Here is a 15742-nt window from a genome sequence, read left to right on the forward strand (position 1 = left end):
GCGCTGTCGATGAAGCGAGCGAGTTTGTGACGCATTACATATATCTGGTCAGGCATGGCGAACACCAGGACGCCGAGCACGGTCTCACCGACGGTCCACTCTCGCCCCGTGGTCGGAGGCAGGCTGAGCTCATCGCAGACCGCCTCTCGGGACTGCCTCTCGACGCCGTCTGGCACTCGCCGCTCCTGCGTGCGGACGAGACCGCCCGCGCGATCGCGGAGCGGCTGCCCTCGGTGGATCCCGAGCCGACCGCCCTATTGTTCGATTGCGTGCCGACGGGGATGACCGAGGAGACGCCTGCCGCCTTCGAGCCGTTCTTCGGCTCGGTCACCGAGGCGGAGATCGAAGCCGGACGTGCGCAGATGTCCGACGCGATGAACGAGTTCCTGGTGCGCAAACCCGGGGATGTCCATGAGGTGCTCATCACCCACAACTTCGTGATCTCCTGGTTCGTCCGAGAAGTCCTCGGAGCTCCCGAGTGGCGATGGATGACCCTGAACCAGGCTCACTGCGGTCTGACGATCATCGCGCAGAAGCAGGGGAGACCCTGGACTCTGCTGACGCACAACGACACGGGGCATCTGCCCGTCGAACTGCGCACGGGCATCCCCGACACGATGCCCGTCTGATTCCCGCGCCGACCGGCCAGCCGCCCCAAGGCGGGGCCTGCGCGGGAAATAGACTGGATCCATGACCACGCAGGTAGCACTCGTCGGCGGATCCGGGAAGCTCGGCTCCATCATCCACGGAGTGATCGGAGACCTCGACGGATTCGAGGTCACCCGAGTGCTCACCTCACGCAGCGATCTCGGCGAGCTCGACGGTGCCGACCTGGTGATCGACGCGACGACACCGCAGGTCAGCATCGACGTCGTCCGGGCAGCGATCGAGCGCAGGATCAACGTCCTCGTCGCGACCTCGGGCTGGTCGGCGGAGCGGATCGCGTTTGTCCGACCGCTCGTCGAGGAGGCAGGCACCGGTGCCGTCTTCATCCCGAACTTCTCCCTCGGCTCCGTCCTCGGGTCTGCGCTGGCGGCCGCGGCGGCTCCCTTCTTCGACTCTGCGGAGATCGTCGAGGCGCACCATGAGAAGAAGGTCGACTCGCCGAGCGGCACAGCCGTGCGCACGGCGGAGCTCATCGCGGCGGCGCGCGCCGACGTGGGACCGGTGAGCGCTCCGCACGCGGACCAGCGCGCGCGCGGTCAGCAGGTGGGCAGTGTGCCGATCCATTCGCTGCGTCGGCCGGGCGTGATCGCCAAGCAGGAGGTCATCCTCTCCGGTCCCGGCGAGTCGCTGACCTTCACCCACGACACCGTGGAGCCGGCGCTGGCGTACGCGCCCGGCATCCGTCTCGCCGTCCCTCACGCTGCCCGGGCCGAGGGCGTCGTCATCGGCCTCGAGAGCATGATCGACCTCGGCCTCCGCTCGTGATGTCGCGCATCGGCGTCGCTCTCATGGGTGCCGCGCTGCTCGTCTACCTGGCGGTGGCCGTATGGCTCGCCGTGATGTTCTTCGCCGTCGGCACCGCGGTGTCGATCGGGATGGGTGTCGCGCTGATCGTCCTGGCCCCGGTCGGCGCATGGGCCCTCGTTCGCGAGATGCAGTTCGGGTTCGCCGCGGATCGCCTGGGGCGACAGCTCGACGGGGAAGGCGGCATGCCCCCGGTCGAGACGGAACTCACCCCGAGCGGACGCGTCGCGCGGTCAGACGCCGACGCGCTGATCGCGAGGTACGCGGCTGACGCGGATGCCGCCCCCGACGATTGGCGTGCACGGTACCGCCTCGGTGTGGTCCAGGACGCGTCCGGTCACCGCAAGGACGCTCGCGCCAGCATCCGCGAAGCGATCCGTCTCGCCCGCTGATCTCAGGCGAGCGTCGCTTCGAGCGTGATCTCGATGCCGGCCAGGGCCTGAGAGACCGGGCAGCCGGTCTTCGCATCGTCCGCGATCTCCTGGAACGCTTCCGGCGAGAGTCCCGGCACGGTCGCGTTCACGTTCAGGTGGCTGCCGGTGATCCCGACCCCGGGCTTGAACGTCACGGAGGCGCTGGTGTTAACGCGCTCGGGAGGCGTGCCGTTCTCGGAGAGCGCGTGGGAGAGCGCCATGCTGAAGCAGGAGGCGTGCGCCGCGGCGATCAGCTCCTCCGGCGTGGTCGTGGTGTCGCTGCCCTCGCTGCGCGCCTTCCAGTTGATCGGGAAGGTGCCGAGCTTCGAGGAGGAGAATGCGACGGTTCCCGACCCTTCCGCGAGGGAGCCGGTCCAGGTGGTGGTCGCTTCGCTGGTGACGGTCATGATTCCTCCGGTTCTCCACGCGCCGCTCGGTGTGCGGACCGCATCTGCGGCCAGCCTAGCGAGCGGGTGCCTCGCGCGGAACCGTACTCAGGCGGCGGATGCGGGACGACCGAGGAGGCCCGCGCGCTGCAGGAGGAGATAGATCTGGCATCCGAGGCAGAAGGCGAACGTCGCGTTGAGGAAGGCGGCGACGAAGGCGGCGGCCGTCGCGACGGGCAGGGCCCACGGCACACCGAGCAGGTGCAGGGCGAGGCCGACACCGACCACGACGAGTCCGACGCCCTGAGCGAAGCGCGGCGGGCGAGGATCCTCCAGCTCCGTCGGCGGGGCGAGGTGCGGCCGCACGAACCGACGGAAGATGACGCCCCAGGGTGCGGTGCTCGGCGAGACGACGCTCCACAGGAAGAGCAATGCGATCACGACCGTGAACAGGAAGCCGGGGTCTTGGGCCCGCTGGAGCGGTGATGCGGCGGCGACGGCGGACCCTTCGGCGACGATGAATCCCGACCGTGCCAGCGGCTGGTAGGCGAACCAGCCGTAGGACATCGCCGTCGAGATGCCGGTCAGAGCGAGGAAGGTGGCTGCGAGGAGCAGGACGGACGTGATCGTCGCGGCGAATCGCGGACCACGGGGGTCGATTCCGGCGGGTGTGCTCATGTCTGCTCCGTTCGGTCCGCCTCAGACGGCGGCGAGGGCCTCGGTCAGGGCATCCTGCTGCGGGACGCCGTGGAATCTCGCGCGCACCGCCCCGTCGCGATCGACGACGAAGGTGGTCGGGGTCTGGATCACTCGATAGCGGGCGGAGAGGTCGGGACGACGCGTGAGGTCGATCTCGACGTGTCGCACTCCGTCGATCCCCGCTGCGTGCGATGTGAGCACGCGGCGCACCTGCGGGCAGCGCGCGCACATCTCGGTGCTGAACTGCACCAGCGTGGCCCGGGAGCCGAGCGGCGCGCCCGCGGCGTCAGCCGTGTCGAACCGCAGGTGACCCGCGCTGCGCCGACGGCCGTCGCGCTTTCTGAGCAGCAGCCCGATCGCGACCGTGAGCGCGAGAAGCGCGGCGGCGATGGCCAGGGCGACAGCGGGCGACATGGATAGAGAGTACGTCGCTGTGTGGGGGCGGAAGGTCGATGTGTCGGAGCATGACGATCGGCCGGATGCGGCGGTGGGCGGGTAGTCTTGCTGGCATGAGCGAAGCCGTCCCGACGCCGTACGAAGACCTGCTCCGTGACGTGCTGGAGACCGGCACGCACAAGTCGGATCGCACCGGCACCGGGACCACGAGCGTCTTCGGTCGGCAGATCCGCTTCGACCTCGCCCAGGGATTCCCCCTCGTGACGACCAAGCGCGTGCATTTCAAGTCCATCGCCTACGAACTGCTCTGGTTCCTTCGTGGTGACTCGAACGTCCGCTGGCTCCAGGAGAACGGGGTCACGATCTGGGACGAATGGGCCGACGAGTCCGGTGACCTCGGTCCGGTGTACGGCGTGCAGTGGCGCTCGTGGCCGACTCCGGACGGGGACAGCATCGATCAGCTCTCCGACGTCATCGAGCAGATCCGGCGGTCGCCGGACTCCCGTCGCCTCATCGTCTCGGCCTGGAACCCGGCCGACATCCCGGACATGGCACTCGCGCCGTGTCACGCGCTCTTCCAGTTCTACGTCGCAGACGGCAGGCTCTCGTGCCAGCTCTACCAGCGGAGCGCGGACCTCTTCCTCGGCGTACCCTTCAACATCGCGTCCTACGCCCTGCTCACCCTCATGGTGGCGCAGCAGGTCGGTCTCGAGCCCGGGGACTTCGTGTGGACGGGCGGCGACTGCCACATCTACGACAACCACGTCGATCAGGTCCGCGAGCAGCTGACGCGGGAGGCGTACCCGTATCCGACGCTGCGCTTCGCGCGCACGCCCGAGTCGATCCTCGACTACCGCTACGAGGACTTCGTCGTCGAGGACTACCAGCACCACGCGCCGATCAGGGCGGCGGTGGCGGTATGACGTGGGTGGGTCTCGTGTGGGCTGAGGCGCGCGGGGGCGTGATCGGCGCCGACGGTGGCATGCCCTGGTACGTGCCCGAGGATCTCTCCCATTTCAAGGAGGTCACGCTCGGCGCACCCGTCATCATGGGGCGCAAGACGTGGGACTCGTTGCCCGAGCGGTTCCGCCCTCTCCCCGACAGGGAGAACATCGTCATCACCCGCCGACAGGACTGGGCCGCCGACGGCGCTCGTCGCGCCTCGACGGTCACGGACGCCGTCCGCGGACATGAGAAGGTCTGGATCATCGGCGGAGCGGAGATCTTCCGGCAGGTGATCGCCGACGCCGACCGGCTCGAGGTGACCGAGATCGACCTCGAGGTCGACGGCGACGCCTACGCTCCGTCGACGGAAGGATGGCGCCTCGTGGACACGGGGGAGTGGCAGACATCTCGCACGGGCATCCGCTATCGATTCCTCGGATACGAGCGCTGATGCCCACCGCACTCATCACCGGAGCCAGTGCCGGACTCGGCGCCGAGTTCGCACGCCAGCTCGCACGACGTCGCGCGGACCTCGTGCTCGTCGCGCGTTCGGAACAGCACCTCTCGGAGATCGCGGCCGACATCCGCAGCGAGTACGGGGTCGCGGTCGAGACCATCGCCGCAGACCTCTCCGACGAGGGTGAGGTGGAGCGCGTCGCGGCTCGCCTGCGGGACCTCTCGGATCCGATCGACCTCCTGATCAACAACGCCGGGTTCGGCCTGCCGCTGCAGTTCGCCGACAATGACATCGATGACGAGGTACGCCACCTCCGGCTGCACGTCGAGGCATCCATGCGGCTCATGCACGCCGCGCTGTCATCGATGCGCGGCCGCGGCGGCCGCATCATCAACGTCGCGTCGGTCGCCGGCTTCATCTCGCGATCCACCTATTCGGCATGCAAGAGCTGGCTGATCGGTTTCAGCCGCTGGGCGAACACCGAGTACGCCGCCGACGGCGTCAGCGTCACCGCGGTCTGCCCGGGCTTCACCCACACGAGCTTCCACGAGCGCATGGGGTTGGCGCCGGGACAGGAGGGGGTTCCCGCCTTCATGTGGCTCGACGCCTCCGCCGTCGTCCGAGAGGGTCTCCGTGACGCCGCACGAGGCCGCGCAGTGTCGGTGCCCTCGATCCGCTACAAGGCTCTGGTCCTGCTCGCCGGACTTCTGCCCAGCTCGCTCACGTCGCGCATCGCACGGCGCGGCAGGGTGTGAGTCACGACGGGATGGTCAGCGGAATCTGCCGAGCCTGATGCCGGCGTACGCGACCGCGGCGATCGTCTCGCCGTCGCTGATCCGGCCGTCCGCGATCATGTCGAGGACCTCGGGGAGCGGAACCCAGAGCACGTCGTCGATGCCCTCCTCATGCTGCGACCGGACGTCGGCTCCCGCGGCGGGACGAGCGCCTCGTGCCAGGAAGACATGCTCGGGTGCCTCGGCGATGCCGTTGAGCGCGTTCATCGTGCCGAGATGCGTCCACTCCTCGGCCTCGAACCCCGTCTCCTCGAGCAGCTCACGGTGTGCCGCCACGAGCGGGTCCTCGCCATCGGTCCCGCCGGCGGGCACCTCGAGTGACGCTCCGGTGGTGTACCTCTCGAGCGCGACGAGACCGACGCGGTCCTCCGAGTCCAGTGCGATCACGAAGACCGCGGGGTTCCTCATCGACACGACGCCGTAGATGCCGTCGCCACCGGGACCGGTGACGGTGTCCTCTCGCACAGATATCCACGGGTTCTCGTACACGGTCGTCGATTCTCGTGTGATCCATGCCATGGATGCGAGCCTAAACGTCATCAGCCCGGCCGCGTCTGCGTGAGCGGCATCCGACCCGATACGCTGGGTGCATGACGCACTCGGGCAACCCCTTCGGACAGGTTCTCGTCGCGCTCGTCACTCCGATGACGGCCGATGGCGAAGTCGACTGGCCCGCCGTCGAGAAGCATATCGATGACGTCATCACCGCGGGTGCCGACGGAATCGTCGTGACCGGAACGACCGGCGAGACCTCGACGTTGACGGACCCCGAGAAGCTCAAGCTCGTGGAGGTCGGCAAGTCCGTCTCCGCCGGGCGGGCGAAGATCATCACCGGCGGCGGGTCCAACGAGACCGCCCACGCGATCGAGCTCTACAAGGCCAGCGAGAAGGCCGGCGCCGACGGCATCATGATCGTCACGCCGTACTACAACAAGCCCACGCAGGCCGGCATCCTCACGCACTTCCGCCTGGTCGCAGACGCGACGGATCTGCCCGTCATCCTCTACGACATTCCCGGTCGCACCGGAGTGCCGATCAAGTACGAGACGATCCTGCGCCTGGCCAAGCACCCGAACATCCTCGCTGTGAAGGACGCCAAGGGCGACTTCTCCGAGGTGAGTCGCGTGCTCAACCAGACCGATCTCATGTACTTCTCCGGCGATGACGCCAACGTGCTGCCGCACCTGGCGATCGGCGCCTCGGGGCTGATCGGCGTCACGGCGAACATCGCGGCGACGCCGTATCGTACGATCATCGACGCGGTGAACCGCGGCGATCTCGCGACCGCCACCGCTGAGCACCGGCGCCTCGAGCCGCTCGTGCGCGCCGTGATGACGCACGTGCCCGGCACGGTGGCCGCGAAATACATCCTGCACGGACTCGGGCGCATCTCGAGTCCTCGTGTGCGTCTGCCCCTCGTCGGCCCGGAAGAGTGGGAGGCCGCCCTGATCGAGGACGAGCTCGATCTCGTCGAGGGCGTGCCGGGGGCCGACTTCTCCAACTTCCGCCCCGACCGCAATGCGGCCGCGGGCGGTGCCCTGCCCAAGGTGCACGGCACGACACGCTGAGACCGGTCGCGCTGAGTCGCGTCACCATGAACGAACGGACGCGTGGAGTGTCCGACAGAGGAGACCGCATGTCCATCCCACTCGCAGATCCCGCCCCGCTCGAACAGGGGACGCTGCGCGTCATCCCGGTCGGCGGCCTCGGCGAGATCGGCCGCAACATGACCATGTTCGAGTTCGACGGGAAGATCCTGATCGTCGACTGCGGCGTCCTCTTCCCCGAAGAGCATCAGCCTGGTGTCGACCTGATCCTCCCCGACTTCGAGCCGATCAAGAACCGGCTCGACGACATCGTCGGCGTCGTGCTGACCCACGGGCACGAGGACCACATCGGCGCGGTGCCGTACCTCCTGCGTCTCAAGAGCGACATCCCCCTGATCGGGTCCGGGCTGACCCTGGCGCTCGTCGAGGCGAAGCTCAAGGAGCACCGGATCAAGGCGTTCACGCTCACGGTGGTCGAGGGGCAGCAGGAGCGCGTCGGACCGTTCGACCTCGAGTTCGTCGCGGTGAACCACTCCATCCCGGATGCTCTCGCCGTCGCCATCCGCACGCCGGCGGGCATGGCACTCGCCACGGGCGACTTCAAGATGGACCAGTTGCCGCTGGATGGCCGGATCACCGACCTGCGCGCGTTCTCGCGCCTCGGCGAGGAGGGAGTGGACCTGTTCCTGGTCGACTCCACCAACGCCGACGTGCCGGGGTTCACGCCCACCGAGCGTTCGATCGGGCCGGTGCTGGATCAGGTGATCGGCAAGGCACCGCGCCGCGTCATCGTCGCCAGCTTCTCGAGCCACGTCCACCGTGTCCAGCAGGTCATCGACGCCGCCCACGCGCACGGGCGCCGCGTGGCGTTCCTCGGACGCAGCATGGTCCGCAACATGACGATCGCGGAGCAGCTCGGGTATCTCAAGGTGCCCGCCGGCGTCCTCATCGACTACAAGAAGGCGCGCGACCTGCCCGACGACCAGATCGTCTACATGTCGACCGGTTCGCAGGGCGAGCCGATGGCCGTGCTCAGCCGCATGGCGAACCTCGACCACGCGATCGAGGTGAGCGAAGGCGATACCGTGATCCTCGCCTCCAGCCTCATCCCCGGCAACGAGAACGCGGTGTACCGGGTGATCGACGGGCTGACGAAGCTGGGGGCCCACGTGGTGCACAAGGCCAACGCCCGCGTTCATGTGTCGGGCCACGCCGCCGCCGGAGAGCTGCTCTACTGCTACAACATCCTCAAGCCCCGCAATGTCCTGCCGGTGCACGGCGAGTACCGCCACCTGATGGCGAACGCCAAGCTCGCCCAGGACACGGGAATCCCTGAGGAGCGCACGATCATCGCCTCGAACGGCACCGTGATCGACCTCAAGGACGGCGTCGCGCGGATCGCCGGCCAGCTCGACCTCGGCTTCGTCTACGTCGACGGCTCGAGTGTGGGCGCGATCACCGACGCCGACCTCAAGGACCGCCGGATCCTCGGCGAAGAGGGCTTCGTCTCCGTGATCGTGGTGGTGGATGCCGCGACGGGCCGCATCATCTCCGGACCGGAGATCCACGCGCGGGGTATCGCCGAGGACGACGCCGTCTTCGATGATGTGGCACCGAAGATCATCGCAGCGCTCAAGGAGGCATCCGGCAACGGAGTCCGCGACACGCACGCGCTGTCGCAGGTGGTGCGCCGCACGATCGGTCGATGGGTCAACCAGAAGCTCCGCCGTCGGCCGATGATCGTGCCGCTGGTCATCGAGGCCTGATCCCGTCGGCCCGATCGAGGGCGATCACCCCGGAATGCCGCGTCATTGCGGGGTGATGTCGGCTGCTGGCCGTAACGTGAGAGCATGGCCAGGAGCACCACGAAGTCAGCGCGCGCGTCCGAGAGCGCCACGCCTCGCCCGAAGAGGCAGGCCGCTCCGAAGTCCCAGGCTGCGCCGAAGAAGTACATCGACGAGCTCGACAAGCCGCCCGTCGCGGTCCGCGCCTGGACGGGCCTCGCCCACGGAGTCGGCGGATTGTTCCGTGCGTTCGGTCCCGAAAGCCTCGAGAAGGACGACCGGCGCGACGGATTCCCGTTCCTGCTCGTGCTGCTGGCGGTCGCCGGAGCGGTCAACGAGTGGTTCTTCATCGGCAACGACGTGGCCACGCAGATCAGCGCCTACACGTTCGGGCTGGTCATCGGCCGGGGCGCGTTCATCTTCCCGGTCCTGCTGCTCATCCTCGCCGGCTGGCTGTTCCGCCATCCGTCCTCGGTGCACGACAACGGACGCATCGGCATCGGCTTCGGCCTGTTCTCCGTCACGCTCGCGGGCATCCTCCACATCGCCGGCGGACTGCCACAGCCGAGGGAGGGCATGGTCGCGCTGAGCGCCGCCGGAGGGCTCTTCGGATGGCTGCTCGGCCAGCCGCTCAGCTATCTCACCCCGATCCCCGCGTACATCGTGCTCGGGCTTCTCGCAGGACTCAGCGTCCTCATCCTCACGAAGACGCCGCCGAATCGCATCGGTGAGCGACTGGGCGATCTGTACGCCTGGATGTTCGACGCGCAGCGTGTCGAGAAGCCCGCTGCGGATGCCGCCGCCGTCGACGACGCCGACAAGGTGGACGACCCGGATGTGCTCCCGTGGTGGCGCCGTAACAAGACGGGCCGCGAGGAGGACCCCGACGAGGGCACCCTCGGCTCGGACGACATCACCGCGCTGCTCACGACGACCGACACCACGCCGGCCTACGACCAGGCGGTCACCGTCGCCGATCCGTACGACGCTGCGACGGAGGTCCTGTCGGACGTGCGGTCGGTGACCGATTCCCTGGCTGAGCAGCAGACGACCGCTCTCCTCGACGACGAGTCCGACACGGGTGAGATGCCCGAACTCCCAGGGCTCGACGGCTTCGGCACCGAAGGCCCGGGGGACCGGGGCCCGCAGGCACCGGTGGCGCCGTACATCCTGCCCTCGCCCGGCGTGCTCGCCGAGGGGCCGCCGTCCGTCGCGCGCTCCGAGGCGAACGATCGCATCGTCGAGCAGATCACGAGCGTGCTCTCACAGTTCAACGTCGACGCGAAGGTCACCGGGTTCTCGCGCGGACCGACGGTCACGCAGTACGAGGTCGAGGTCGGTCACGGCGTCAAGGTCGAGAAGATCCTCCAGCTGAGCAACAACTTCGCGTACGCGGTCGCGTCGAACGACGTGCGCATCCTGTCGCCCATCCCCGGGAAGAGTGCGATCGGCATCGAGATCCCGAACACCGATCGCGAGACGGTCGCACTGGGCGACGTGCTCCGTTCGCAGGCCGCGCACAAGAGCACGCACCCCCTGACGATCGGCGTGGGCAAGGACGTCGGCGGCAACTTCGTCACGGCGAACCTCGCGAAGATGCCTCATCTGCTCGTCGCCGGTTCGACCGGATCGGGTAAATCCAGCTTCGTCAACAGCATGATCACGAGCCTGCTCATGCGCGCGCGACCGACGGACGTGCGCATGGTGCTCATCGACCCGAAGCGTGTCGAGCTCACCAGCTACGCCGGGGTACCGCACCTCATCACCCCCATCATCACGAACCCCAAGAAGGCCGCCGAGGCGCTGCAGTGGGTCGTGAAGGAGATGGATATGCGGTACGACGATCTCGCATCCTTCGGTTTCCGTCACATCGACGACTTCAACCGTGCCGTCCGTGCCGGCGAGGTCGAGGTGCCGGTGGGCAGTGAACGTGTGCTGAAGCCGTATCCCTATCTGCTCGTGGTCGTCGACGAGCTCGCCGACCTCATGATGGTCGCCCCGCGCGACGTCGAGGACTCGATCGTGCGCATCACGCAGCTGGCTCGAGCCTCGGGCATCCACCTCGTCCTCGCGACGCAGCGTCCGAGCGTCGACGTCGTCACCGGCCTCATCAAGGCGAACGTCCCCTCACGTCTGGCCTTCGCGGTCACCAGCGTCACCGACAGCCGGGTCATCCTCGACAGCCCCGGCGCCGACAAGCTGATCGGTCAGGGCGACGCGCTGTTCTCGCCGATGGGGTCCTCGAAGCCGTTCCGTCTGCAGGGCGCCTGGGTCGACGAGAAGGAGATCGATGCGGTCGTCAAGCACGTCACGCGTCAGGCGCGGCCCGAGTACCGCTCCGACGTGCAAGAGGCGATGGAGCCGAGCAAGAAGAAGGAGGTCGACGAGGACATCGGCGACGACCTCGAACTCCTGCTCGCGGCTGCCGAGCTGATCGTGTCGTCGCAGTTCGGATCCACGTCGATGCTCCAGCGGAAGCTGCGTGTCGGATTCGCCAAGGCCGGGAGGCTCATGGATCTGCTCGAGTCCCGCGAGATCGTCGGCCCCTCGGAGGGGTCGAAGGCCCGCGACGTGCTGGCCACCGCCGAGCAGCTGCCCCAGGTCATGGCGAAGCTGCGCGGCGAGGACGCACCGCCCGCGCCCGCCGCGCCCGCGCCGTCGGCGGCGCCGTCCGCGGCGGCCGCCGGTGGGGCGCCGTTCGATCCGACCGAGGCGCAGTTCGAGGGCCTTCCGGTCGTCGAGGCTGAAGGCGACGAAGACGCCTGGGGCCTCACGGGGCGCGACTGATGACGATCCCTCGGCAGCTCCCCAACGCGATCACGGTCGCGCGCATCCCTCTCGCCGTCATCTTCTTCGTCCTTCTGCTCCTCGGGGGCACCTTCGGACTCACCGACGTCACCGTTCGCTGGATCGCCGGCATCCTGTTCGTCGTCGCGATCTCCACTGACTGGGTCGATGGCTACCTCGCTCGTAAATACGACATCGTCAGCGATTTCGGCAAGCTCTGGGATCCGATCGCCGACAAGCTCCTGACGGGAGCGGGCTTCATCGGACTCGCCATTCTGGGCGAGCTCCAGTGGTGGGTCGTGATCGTCATCCTGGTGCGCGAATGGGGCATCACCATCCACCGCTTCATGGTCGTGAAGCAGCACGTCGTCGCTGCGGCGTGGATGGGCAAGATCAAGACCGCCGCCCAAGGCGTGGCTCTCGGATGGGCGCTGCTGCCGCTGCACGTGTTCATCGGGCTCGGTCCCTGGGTCGTGGTCACTGCCGTGCTCATGATCATCGTCCTGATCCTCACCGTGGCGAGTGGTATCGACTACATCGTCGCCCAGGTCCGGGGTTCTCGGCAGGCGACGTGAGCGTCGCCGAGGAGGCTCTGCGGGGGCTTCGTGGGCGCGGCTGGACCCTGGGGGTCGCCGAGTCGTTGACCGGTGGTGCCGTGACGGCCGAGATCGTCTCGGTGCCCGGCGCCTCTGTCGTGCTGCTCGGGGGCGTGGTGGCCTACGCGACGCCGGTCAAACACACCCTGCTCGGTGTCGACGACGAGCTGCTCGCCCGCCACGGCCCGGTGCATGCGGACGTGGCTCTGCAGATGGCCGACGGGGTGCGCGCCGCGGTCGGTGCCGCGGAGCTCGCGGCGGATGTCGGCGTCTCGACGACCGGGATCGCCGGTCCCGATTCTCCGGACGGTCAGCCGGTCGGCACCGTCCACGTCGCGGTGGTCACTCCCGATGAGGCGGTGAGCGAGGCTCATCTCTTCGCGGGCGGCCGCGATGAGGTGCGGGCACAGGCCGTGGCCGCGGCGCTCGATCTCCTTCTTCGGATGACGAGGGAATAGTGTCCCGTACGTCGCGGTTTAGTCCTTTGTGCTCACACCGAAACCACAGCGTGCGAAGGTAGGTTCTGTGAAGGTCGGTTGGACTAGACTGGCGATCTCATCGGGGGAGACCTCGGTGAAGCGATCTGGGAGGAGGTTCCGATGATTCTCGTACGGCAGGAAATCGGCGATGTACTGAGGGACTTCCGCCTGCAGAAGGGGCGAACGCTCCGCCAGGTCGCGAGCAAGGCCTCCGTCGCCCTCGGATATCTCAGCGAGGTCGAGCGCGGTCAGAAGGAAGCGTCGAGTGAGATCCTCGCATCCGTTGCCGACGCTCTCGATGTGCCCATCTCGACGATCATGCGCGAGGTCGGCGACCGTATCTCGGTCCTCGAGGGCATCCAGGTCTTCCCGGACGTCGTTCCGGACGATCTGGTCGCATCGGTCGAGCCTGAGCTCTCGCTGCACTGACCCGCGGCGTCTCCTTCTCACCCATGCGACGCAGCGAGTTCCTCCGTGCGGTCGACGCGGAGTTCGGGGGAAGGGCCTCGTCCCTCGTGAGCGACCTCGTCCTCCCGCAGATCGGCGACCGCACTGCTGGCGAGGCATTGGACGCGGGAGTGCCGCCACGCGACATCTGGGCCGCGCTGTGCGTCGAGGCTGACGTCCCGGTGGAGCGCCGCCATGGCGCCGGTCGGCTGGAGCCGCGCGCGCGCTGATCCTCCGCTGTGTTCGACGAATGCGGACGTCGGGGTTGCGATCTCGGCGTGTCGTCGAAGATGTGTTCGATATCGGCGTAGTGTTCTGCACAAGTGGTTCGGGAATCTCGTTCTCCCCGTTTTCCAGCGCTCATGACGCAATGTCGGTGGTCGCTTCTACGGTGATAGCAGGCCGAAGAGCCATACGCCTTGTCGGAGAGTTCCTCCCATCCGGGATGACCGCGACAGCCTACAGGCGGCACCACGCGAGCAACATAGGAGCACGACATGCCATCTCCCGCAGACCGCGAGAAGTCCCTCGAGACCGCACTCGCCCAGATCGATCGTCAGTTCGGAAAGGGCTCGGTCATGCGGCTGGGCAGTGATGAGCGCGCACCTGTCGCCGTCATCCCGACCGGCTCCATCGCCCTCGATGTCGCGCTCGGCGTCGGAGGCCTTCCGCGTGGTCGCATCGTCGAGATCTACGGTCCCGAGTCCTCGGGTAAGACCACTCTCACCCTCCACGCCATCGCCAATGCGCAGCGCGCCGGCGGAATCGCTGCCTTCATCGACGCAGAGCACGCGCTCGACCCCGACTACGCGGCGAAGCTGGGTGTCGACATCGACGCTCTGCTGGTCTCGCAGCCCGACACGGGTGAGCAGGCCCTCGAGATCGCCGACATGCTCGTCCGGTCCGGAGCCATCGACCTGATCGTGATCGACTCCGTGGCCGCTCTCGTGCCGCGCGCCGAGATCGAGGGCGAGATGGGTGACTCTCACGTGGGTCTGCAGGCGCGACTGATGTCGCAGGCGCTGCGAAAGCTCACCGGTGGACTCAACCAGACGAACACCACCATGATCTTCATCAACCAGCTGCGCGAGAAGATCGGTGTGTTCTTCGGCTCTCCGGAGACCACGGCGGGTGGAAAGGCCCTGAAGTTCTACGCATCCGTGCGCATGGACATCCGACGCATCGAGACGCTGAAGGACGGTACCGATGCGGTCGGTAACCGCACTCGCGTCAAGGTCGTGAAGAACAAGATGGCCCCGCCCTTCAAGCAGGCGGAGTTCGACATCCTGTACGGGGTCGGCATCTCCCGTGAGGGCAGCCTCATCGACTTCGGTGTGGACCACGGCATCGTCAAGAAGTCCGGCTCCTGGTACACCTACGACGGCGACCAGCTGGGTCAGGGCAAGGAGAACGCACGTTCGTTCCTCATCAAGAACCCTGACATCGCGCTCGCGATCGAGACGCAGATCAAGCAGAAGCTGGGCATCGGCGGTGCGTCGGAGGCTCCGGCCGACGAGCTCGCCGAGCGTCGCCCGGCGTGATCATGACTGTAGGAGAACGCTCCCCGGCGGGAGCGTGCCGTGCGTGATGGTGGGGGCGAGTCCGACGACCTCGCCCCCGTCATCCCTCTCTTCGGCCGCGGTGCGAAGCGAGTCGCTCGCGCCGACGGTGAGGCTCCGAACAGAGACGGCGCCTCTGCGGATGCTGCTGCGGCCTCCGAAGAACCGGACCCCTCGATCGAGCGGGTCTCATCTCCCGACGCAGACTCGCGGTCGGCCGACGATGCCGCGGCATGGCGATCGACCTGGAGCGGTGATGTCTCGGGCAGGATCCCTCGTTCCACAGCACCCGTCGACTCGCTCGGACCGAGTGATCGTCACCCGGCCCGTGGAGCAGCTGCGAAGACCGCACCTCGACTGAGGGCGCTGGTGTCCGAAGACCCTGCTGCATCCGACGTGCAGGGGCCTGACCCTGCGCGCCTGAGGACGGAGGCGGAGGAGCTGCTCGTGCGGAAGCTTCGGACGAGATCGCTCTCGATGTCCGAGGCGCGGCTGGTGCTCAAAGGATTCGGTAAAGACGCGGACAGGCTCGACGCGAGCGCGATCGACGACATCCTCGACGACTTCTGCCGGCGGGGCTATCTCGATGACGTGGTTCTCGCGGGGCAGCTCGTGACCTCCGGGGTCGAACGCAAGGGGCAGGGCAGAGTCGCGCTCTCGCGAGCACTCGCGCAGCGAGGCATCCCTCGCGAGGTGATCGATGCGGCGCTCGACGAGTTGCCGGACGATGACGCGGAGCGGGCGCTCGAGTACGCGCGGACCAAGGCGCGGGGGCTCGCACGCCTGGAGCACGACGCGGCTCTCCGCCGGCTGGTCGGACAGCTGTCACGACGGGGGTACAACGGATCCGTCGCCATGACGGCGGCGAAGACCGCACTCGCAGAGGCGTCCTTCGGGCGGCCGTCGTCCGGAGTCCGCTTCGTCGACTCGGACTGACACCCGACGCGAGAATCCTCGCGGCGGCTGCGATCGTCGGCCCGCGG

The 15742-nt window shown here is 67.8% G+C and carries 19 protein-coding genes; 15 read left to right on the top strand and 4 right to left on the bottom strand.

Annotation, left to right across the window (positions count from 1 at the left end):
- The first annotated feature begins 26 nt into the window (after window positions 1–26).
- The 3 genes from BN2660_RS12455 to BN2660_RS12465 all read left to right on the top strand — a co-directional run bounded on the left by BN2660_RS12455 (window position 27) and on the right by BN2660_RS12465 (window position 1862).
- The gene (locus tag BN2660_RS12455; RefSeq protein WP_091232430.1) at window positions 27–629 is read left to right on the top strand and encodes a histidine phosphatase family protein; all 603 of its coding nucleotides are present in this window, start codon (window positions 27–29) and stop codon (window positions 627–629) included.
- A gap of 61 nt (window positions 630–690) precedes the next feature.
- Window positions 691–1431, top strand: coding sequence for a 4-hydroxy-tetrahydrodipicolinate reductase (gene dapB / locus BN2660_RS12460; protein WP_091232433.1), 741 nt, complete (start codon window positions 691–693; stop codon window positions 1429–1431).
- A complete protein-coding gene (locus tag BN2660_RS12465; protein ID WP_091232436.1) occupies window positions 1431–1862 on the top strand; it encodes a hypothetical protein in 432 nt (143 codons plus the stop codon). Before dapB ends, BN2660_RS12465 begins: the two co-directional genes overlap by 1 nt.
- A 2-nt stretch (window positions 1863–1864) precedes the next feature.
- On the opposite strand, the gene BN2660_RS12470 is transcribed toward BN2660_RS12465, so the two are convergent.
- The 3 genes from BN2660_RS12470 to BN2660_RS12480 form a co-directional block, all read right to left on the bottom strand.
- Window positions 1865–2290: an OsmC family peroxiredoxin gene (locus BN2660_RS12470; RefSeq protein ID WP_091232439.1), complete on the bottom strand. Its 426-nt coding sequence runs from the start codon at window positions 2288–2290 to the stop codon at window positions 1865–1867.
- Between the two features lie 87 nt (window positions 2291–2377).
- Complete coding sequence (locus BN2660_RS12475; protein WP_091232440.1) at window positions 2378–2947, bottom strand: DUF4395 domain-containing protein; 570 nt, start codon at window positions 2945–2947, stop codon at window positions 2378–2380.
- Between the two features lie 21 nt (window positions 2948–2968).
- Complete coding sequence (locus BN2660_RS12480; protein WP_091232443.1) at window positions 2969–3382, bottom strand: thioredoxin family protein; 414 nt, start codon at window positions 3380–3382, stop codon at window positions 2969–2971.
- A gap of 95 nt (window positions 3383–3477) precedes the next feature.
- On the opposite strand from BN2660_RS12480, the gene BN2660_RS12485 reads away from it, so the two are divergent.
- From BN2660_RS12485 to BN2660_RS12495, 3 genes are read left to right on the top strand one after another with little or no spacing between them, the layout of a single operon-like run.
- The gene (locus BN2660_RS12485; RefSeq protein WP_091232446.1) at window positions 3478–4287 is read left to right on the top strand and encodes a thymidylate synthase; all 810 of its coding nucleotides are present in this window, start codon (window positions 3478–3480) and stop codon (window positions 4285–4287) included.
- A complete protein-coding gene (locus tag BN2660_RS12490; protein WP_091232449.1) occupies window positions 4284–4760 on the top strand; it encodes a dihydrofolate reductase in 477 nt (158 codons plus the stop codon). The genes BN2660_RS12485 and BN2660_RS12490 overlap by 4 nt, the downstream gene beginning before the upstream one ends.
- Window positions 4760–5521, top strand: coding sequence for an SDR family NAD(P)-dependent oxidoreductase (locus BN2660_RS12495; RefSeq protein ID WP_091232452.1), 762 nt, complete (start codon window positions 4760–4762; stop codon window positions 5519–5521). The genes BN2660_RS12490 and BN2660_RS12495 overlap by 1 nt, the downstream gene beginning before the upstream one ends.
- A gap of 15 nt (window positions 5522–5536) precedes the next feature.
- On the opposite strand, the gene BN2660_RS12500 is transcribed toward BN2660_RS12495, so the two are convergent.
- Window positions 5537–6079 carry an NUDIX domain-containing protein gene (locus BN2660_RS12500; protein WP_091232455.1) on the bottom strand — a complete coding sequence of 181 codons (543 nt, stop codon included), beginning with the start codon at window positions 6077–6079 and terminating at the stop codon, window positions 5537–5539.
- 71 nt (window positions 6080–6150) lie between these two features.
- Here BN2660_RS12500 and dapA point away from each other — a divergent pair, with 71 nt between their 5' ends.
- The 9 genes from dapA to BN2660_RS16800 all read left to right on the top strand — a co-directional run bounded on the left by dapA (window position 6151) and on the right by BN2660_RS16800 (window position 15695).
- Window positions 6151–7128, top strand: a complete 978-nt coding sequence (gene dapA, locus BN2660_RS12505) for a 4-hydroxy-tetrahydrodipicolinate synthase (protein ID WP_091232458.1) — start codon at window positions 6151–6153, stop codon at window positions 7126–7128.
- Window positions 7129–7196: 68 nt separating this feature from the next.
- Complete coding sequence (locus BN2660_RS12510) at window positions 7197–8873, top strand: ribonuclease J (protein WP_091232460.1); 1677 nt, start codon at window positions 7197–7199, stop codon at window positions 8871–8873.
- Between the two features lie 84 nt (window positions 8874–8957).
- Window positions 8958–11678: an FtsK/SpoIIIE family DNA translocase gene (locus tag BN2660_RS12515; RefSeq protein WP_091232462.1), complete on the top strand. Its 2721-nt coding sequence runs from the start codon at window positions 8958–8960 to the stop codon at window positions 11676–11678.
- On the top strand, window positions 11678–12253 hold the full coding sequence (pgsA, locus tag BN2660_RS12520; RefSeq protein WP_091232465.1) for a CDP-diacylglycerol--glycerol-3-phosphate 3-phosphatidyltransferase: 576 nt from the start codon (window positions 11678–11680) through the stop codon (window positions 12251–12253). The genes BN2660_RS12515 and pgsA overlap by 1 nt, the downstream gene beginning before the upstream one ends.
- On the top strand, window positions 12250–12732 hold the full coding sequence (locus BN2660_RS12525) for a CinA family protein (protein ID WP_091232467.1): 483 nt from the start codon (window positions 12250–12252) through the stop codon (window positions 12730–12732). The genes pgsA and BN2660_RS12525 overlap by 4 nt, the downstream gene beginning before the upstream one ends.
- A gap of 141 nt (window positions 12733–12873) precedes the next feature.
- Complete coding sequence (locus tag BN2660_RS12530; RefSeq protein ID WP_067114945.1) at window positions 12874–13182, top strand: helix-turn-helix domain-containing protein; 309 nt, start codon at window positions 12874–12876, stop codon at window positions 13180–13182.
- A 23-nt stretch (window positions 13183–13205) separates the two neighbouring features.
- A complete protein-coding gene (locus tag BN2660_RS12535; RefSeq protein WP_091232469.1) occupies window positions 13206–13430 on the top strand; it encodes a DUF3046 domain-containing protein in 225 nt (74 codons plus the stop codon).
- A 267-nt stretch (window positions 13431–13697) separates the two neighbouring features.
- Window positions 13698–14741, top strand: a complete 1044-nt coding sequence (recA, locus tag BN2660_RS12540; protein ID WP_091232472.1) for a recombinase RecA — start codon at window positions 13698–13700, stop codon at window positions 14739–14741.
- 39 nt (window positions 14742–14780) lie between these two features.
- Window positions 14781–15695 carry a regulatory protein RecX gene (locus BN2660_RS16800; protein ID WP_255305158.1) on the top strand — a complete coding sequence of 305 codons (915 nt, stop codon included), beginning with the start codon at window positions 14781–14783 and terminating at the stop codon, window positions 15693–15695.
- The last annotated feature ends 47 nt before the right edge of the window (window positions 15696–15742 follow it).

The sequence above is a fragment of the Microbacterium sp. 3J1 genome, from assembly GCF_001049495.1.
Taxonomy (GTDB): Bacteria; Actinomycetota; Actinomycetes; order Actinomycetales; family Microbacteriaceae; genus Microbacterium.

Bases quoted from the DNA above. Each gene is read 5' to 3' on its own strand.
- BN2660_RS12485 (WP_091232446.1), top strand. From the start codon at position 3,478: ATGAGCGAAGCCGTCCCGACGCCGTACGAAGACCTGCTCCGTGACGTG.
- BN2660_RS12470 (WP_091232439.1), bottom strand. From the start codon at position 2,290: ATGACCGTCACCAGCGAAGCGACCACCACCTGGACCGGCTCCCTCGCG.
- BN2660_RS12495 (WP_091232452.1), top strand. From the start codon at position 4,760: ATGCCCACCGCACTCATCACCGGAGCCAGTGCCGGACTCGGCGCCGAG.
- BN2660_RS12465 (WP_091232436.1), top strand. From the start codon at position 1,431: ATGTCGCGCATCGGCGTCGCTCTCATGGGTGCCGCGCTGCTCGTCTAC.
- BN2660_RS12515 (WP_091232462.1), top strand. From the start codon at position 8,958: ATGGCCAGGAGCACCACGAAGTCAGCGCGCGCGTCCGAGAGCGCCACG.
- pgsA (WP_091232465.1), top strand. From the start codon at position 11,678: ATGACGATCCCTCGGCAGCTCCCCAACGCGATCACGGTCGCGCGCATC.
- recA (WP_091232472.1), top strand. From the start codon at position 13,698: ATGCCATCTCCCGCAGACCGCGAGAAGTCCCTCGAGACCGCACTCGCC.
- BN2660_RS12480 (WP_091232443.1), bottom strand. From the start codon at position 3,382: ATGTCGCCCGCTGTCGCCCTGGCCATCGCCGCCGCGCTTCTCGCGCTC.
- BN2660_RS12490 (WP_091232449.1), top strand. From the start codon at position 4,284: ATGACGTGGGTGGGTCTCGTGTGGGCTGAGGCGCGCGGGGGCGTGATC.
- dapB (WP_091232433.1), top strand. From the start codon at position 691: ATGACCACGCAGGTAGCACTCGTCGGCGGATCCGGGAAGCTCGGCTCC.
- BN2660_RS12530 (WP_067114945.1), top strand. From the start codon at position 12,874: ATGATTCTCGTACGGCAGGAAATCGGCGATGTACTGAGGGACTTCCGC.
- dapA (WP_091232458.1), top strand. From the start codon at position 6,151: ATGACGCACTCGGGCAACCCCTTCGGACAGGTTCTCGTCGCGCTCGTC.
- BN2660_RS12510 (WP_091232460.1), top strand. From the start codon at position 7,197: ATGTCCATCCCACTCGCAGATCCCGCCCCGCTCGAACAGGGGACGCTG.
- BN2660_RS12535 (WP_091232469.1), top strand. From the start codon at position 13,206: ATGCGACGCAGCGAGTTCCTCCGTGCGGTCGACGCGGAGTTCGGGGGA.
- BN2660_RS12475 (WP_091232440.1), bottom strand. From the start codon at position 2,947: ATGAGCACACCCGCCGGAATCGACCCCCGTGGTCCGCGATTCGCCGCG.
- BN2660_RS12500 (WP_091232455.1), bottom strand. From the start codon at position 6,079: ATGGCATGGATCACACGAGAATCGACGACCGTGTACGAGAACCCGTGG.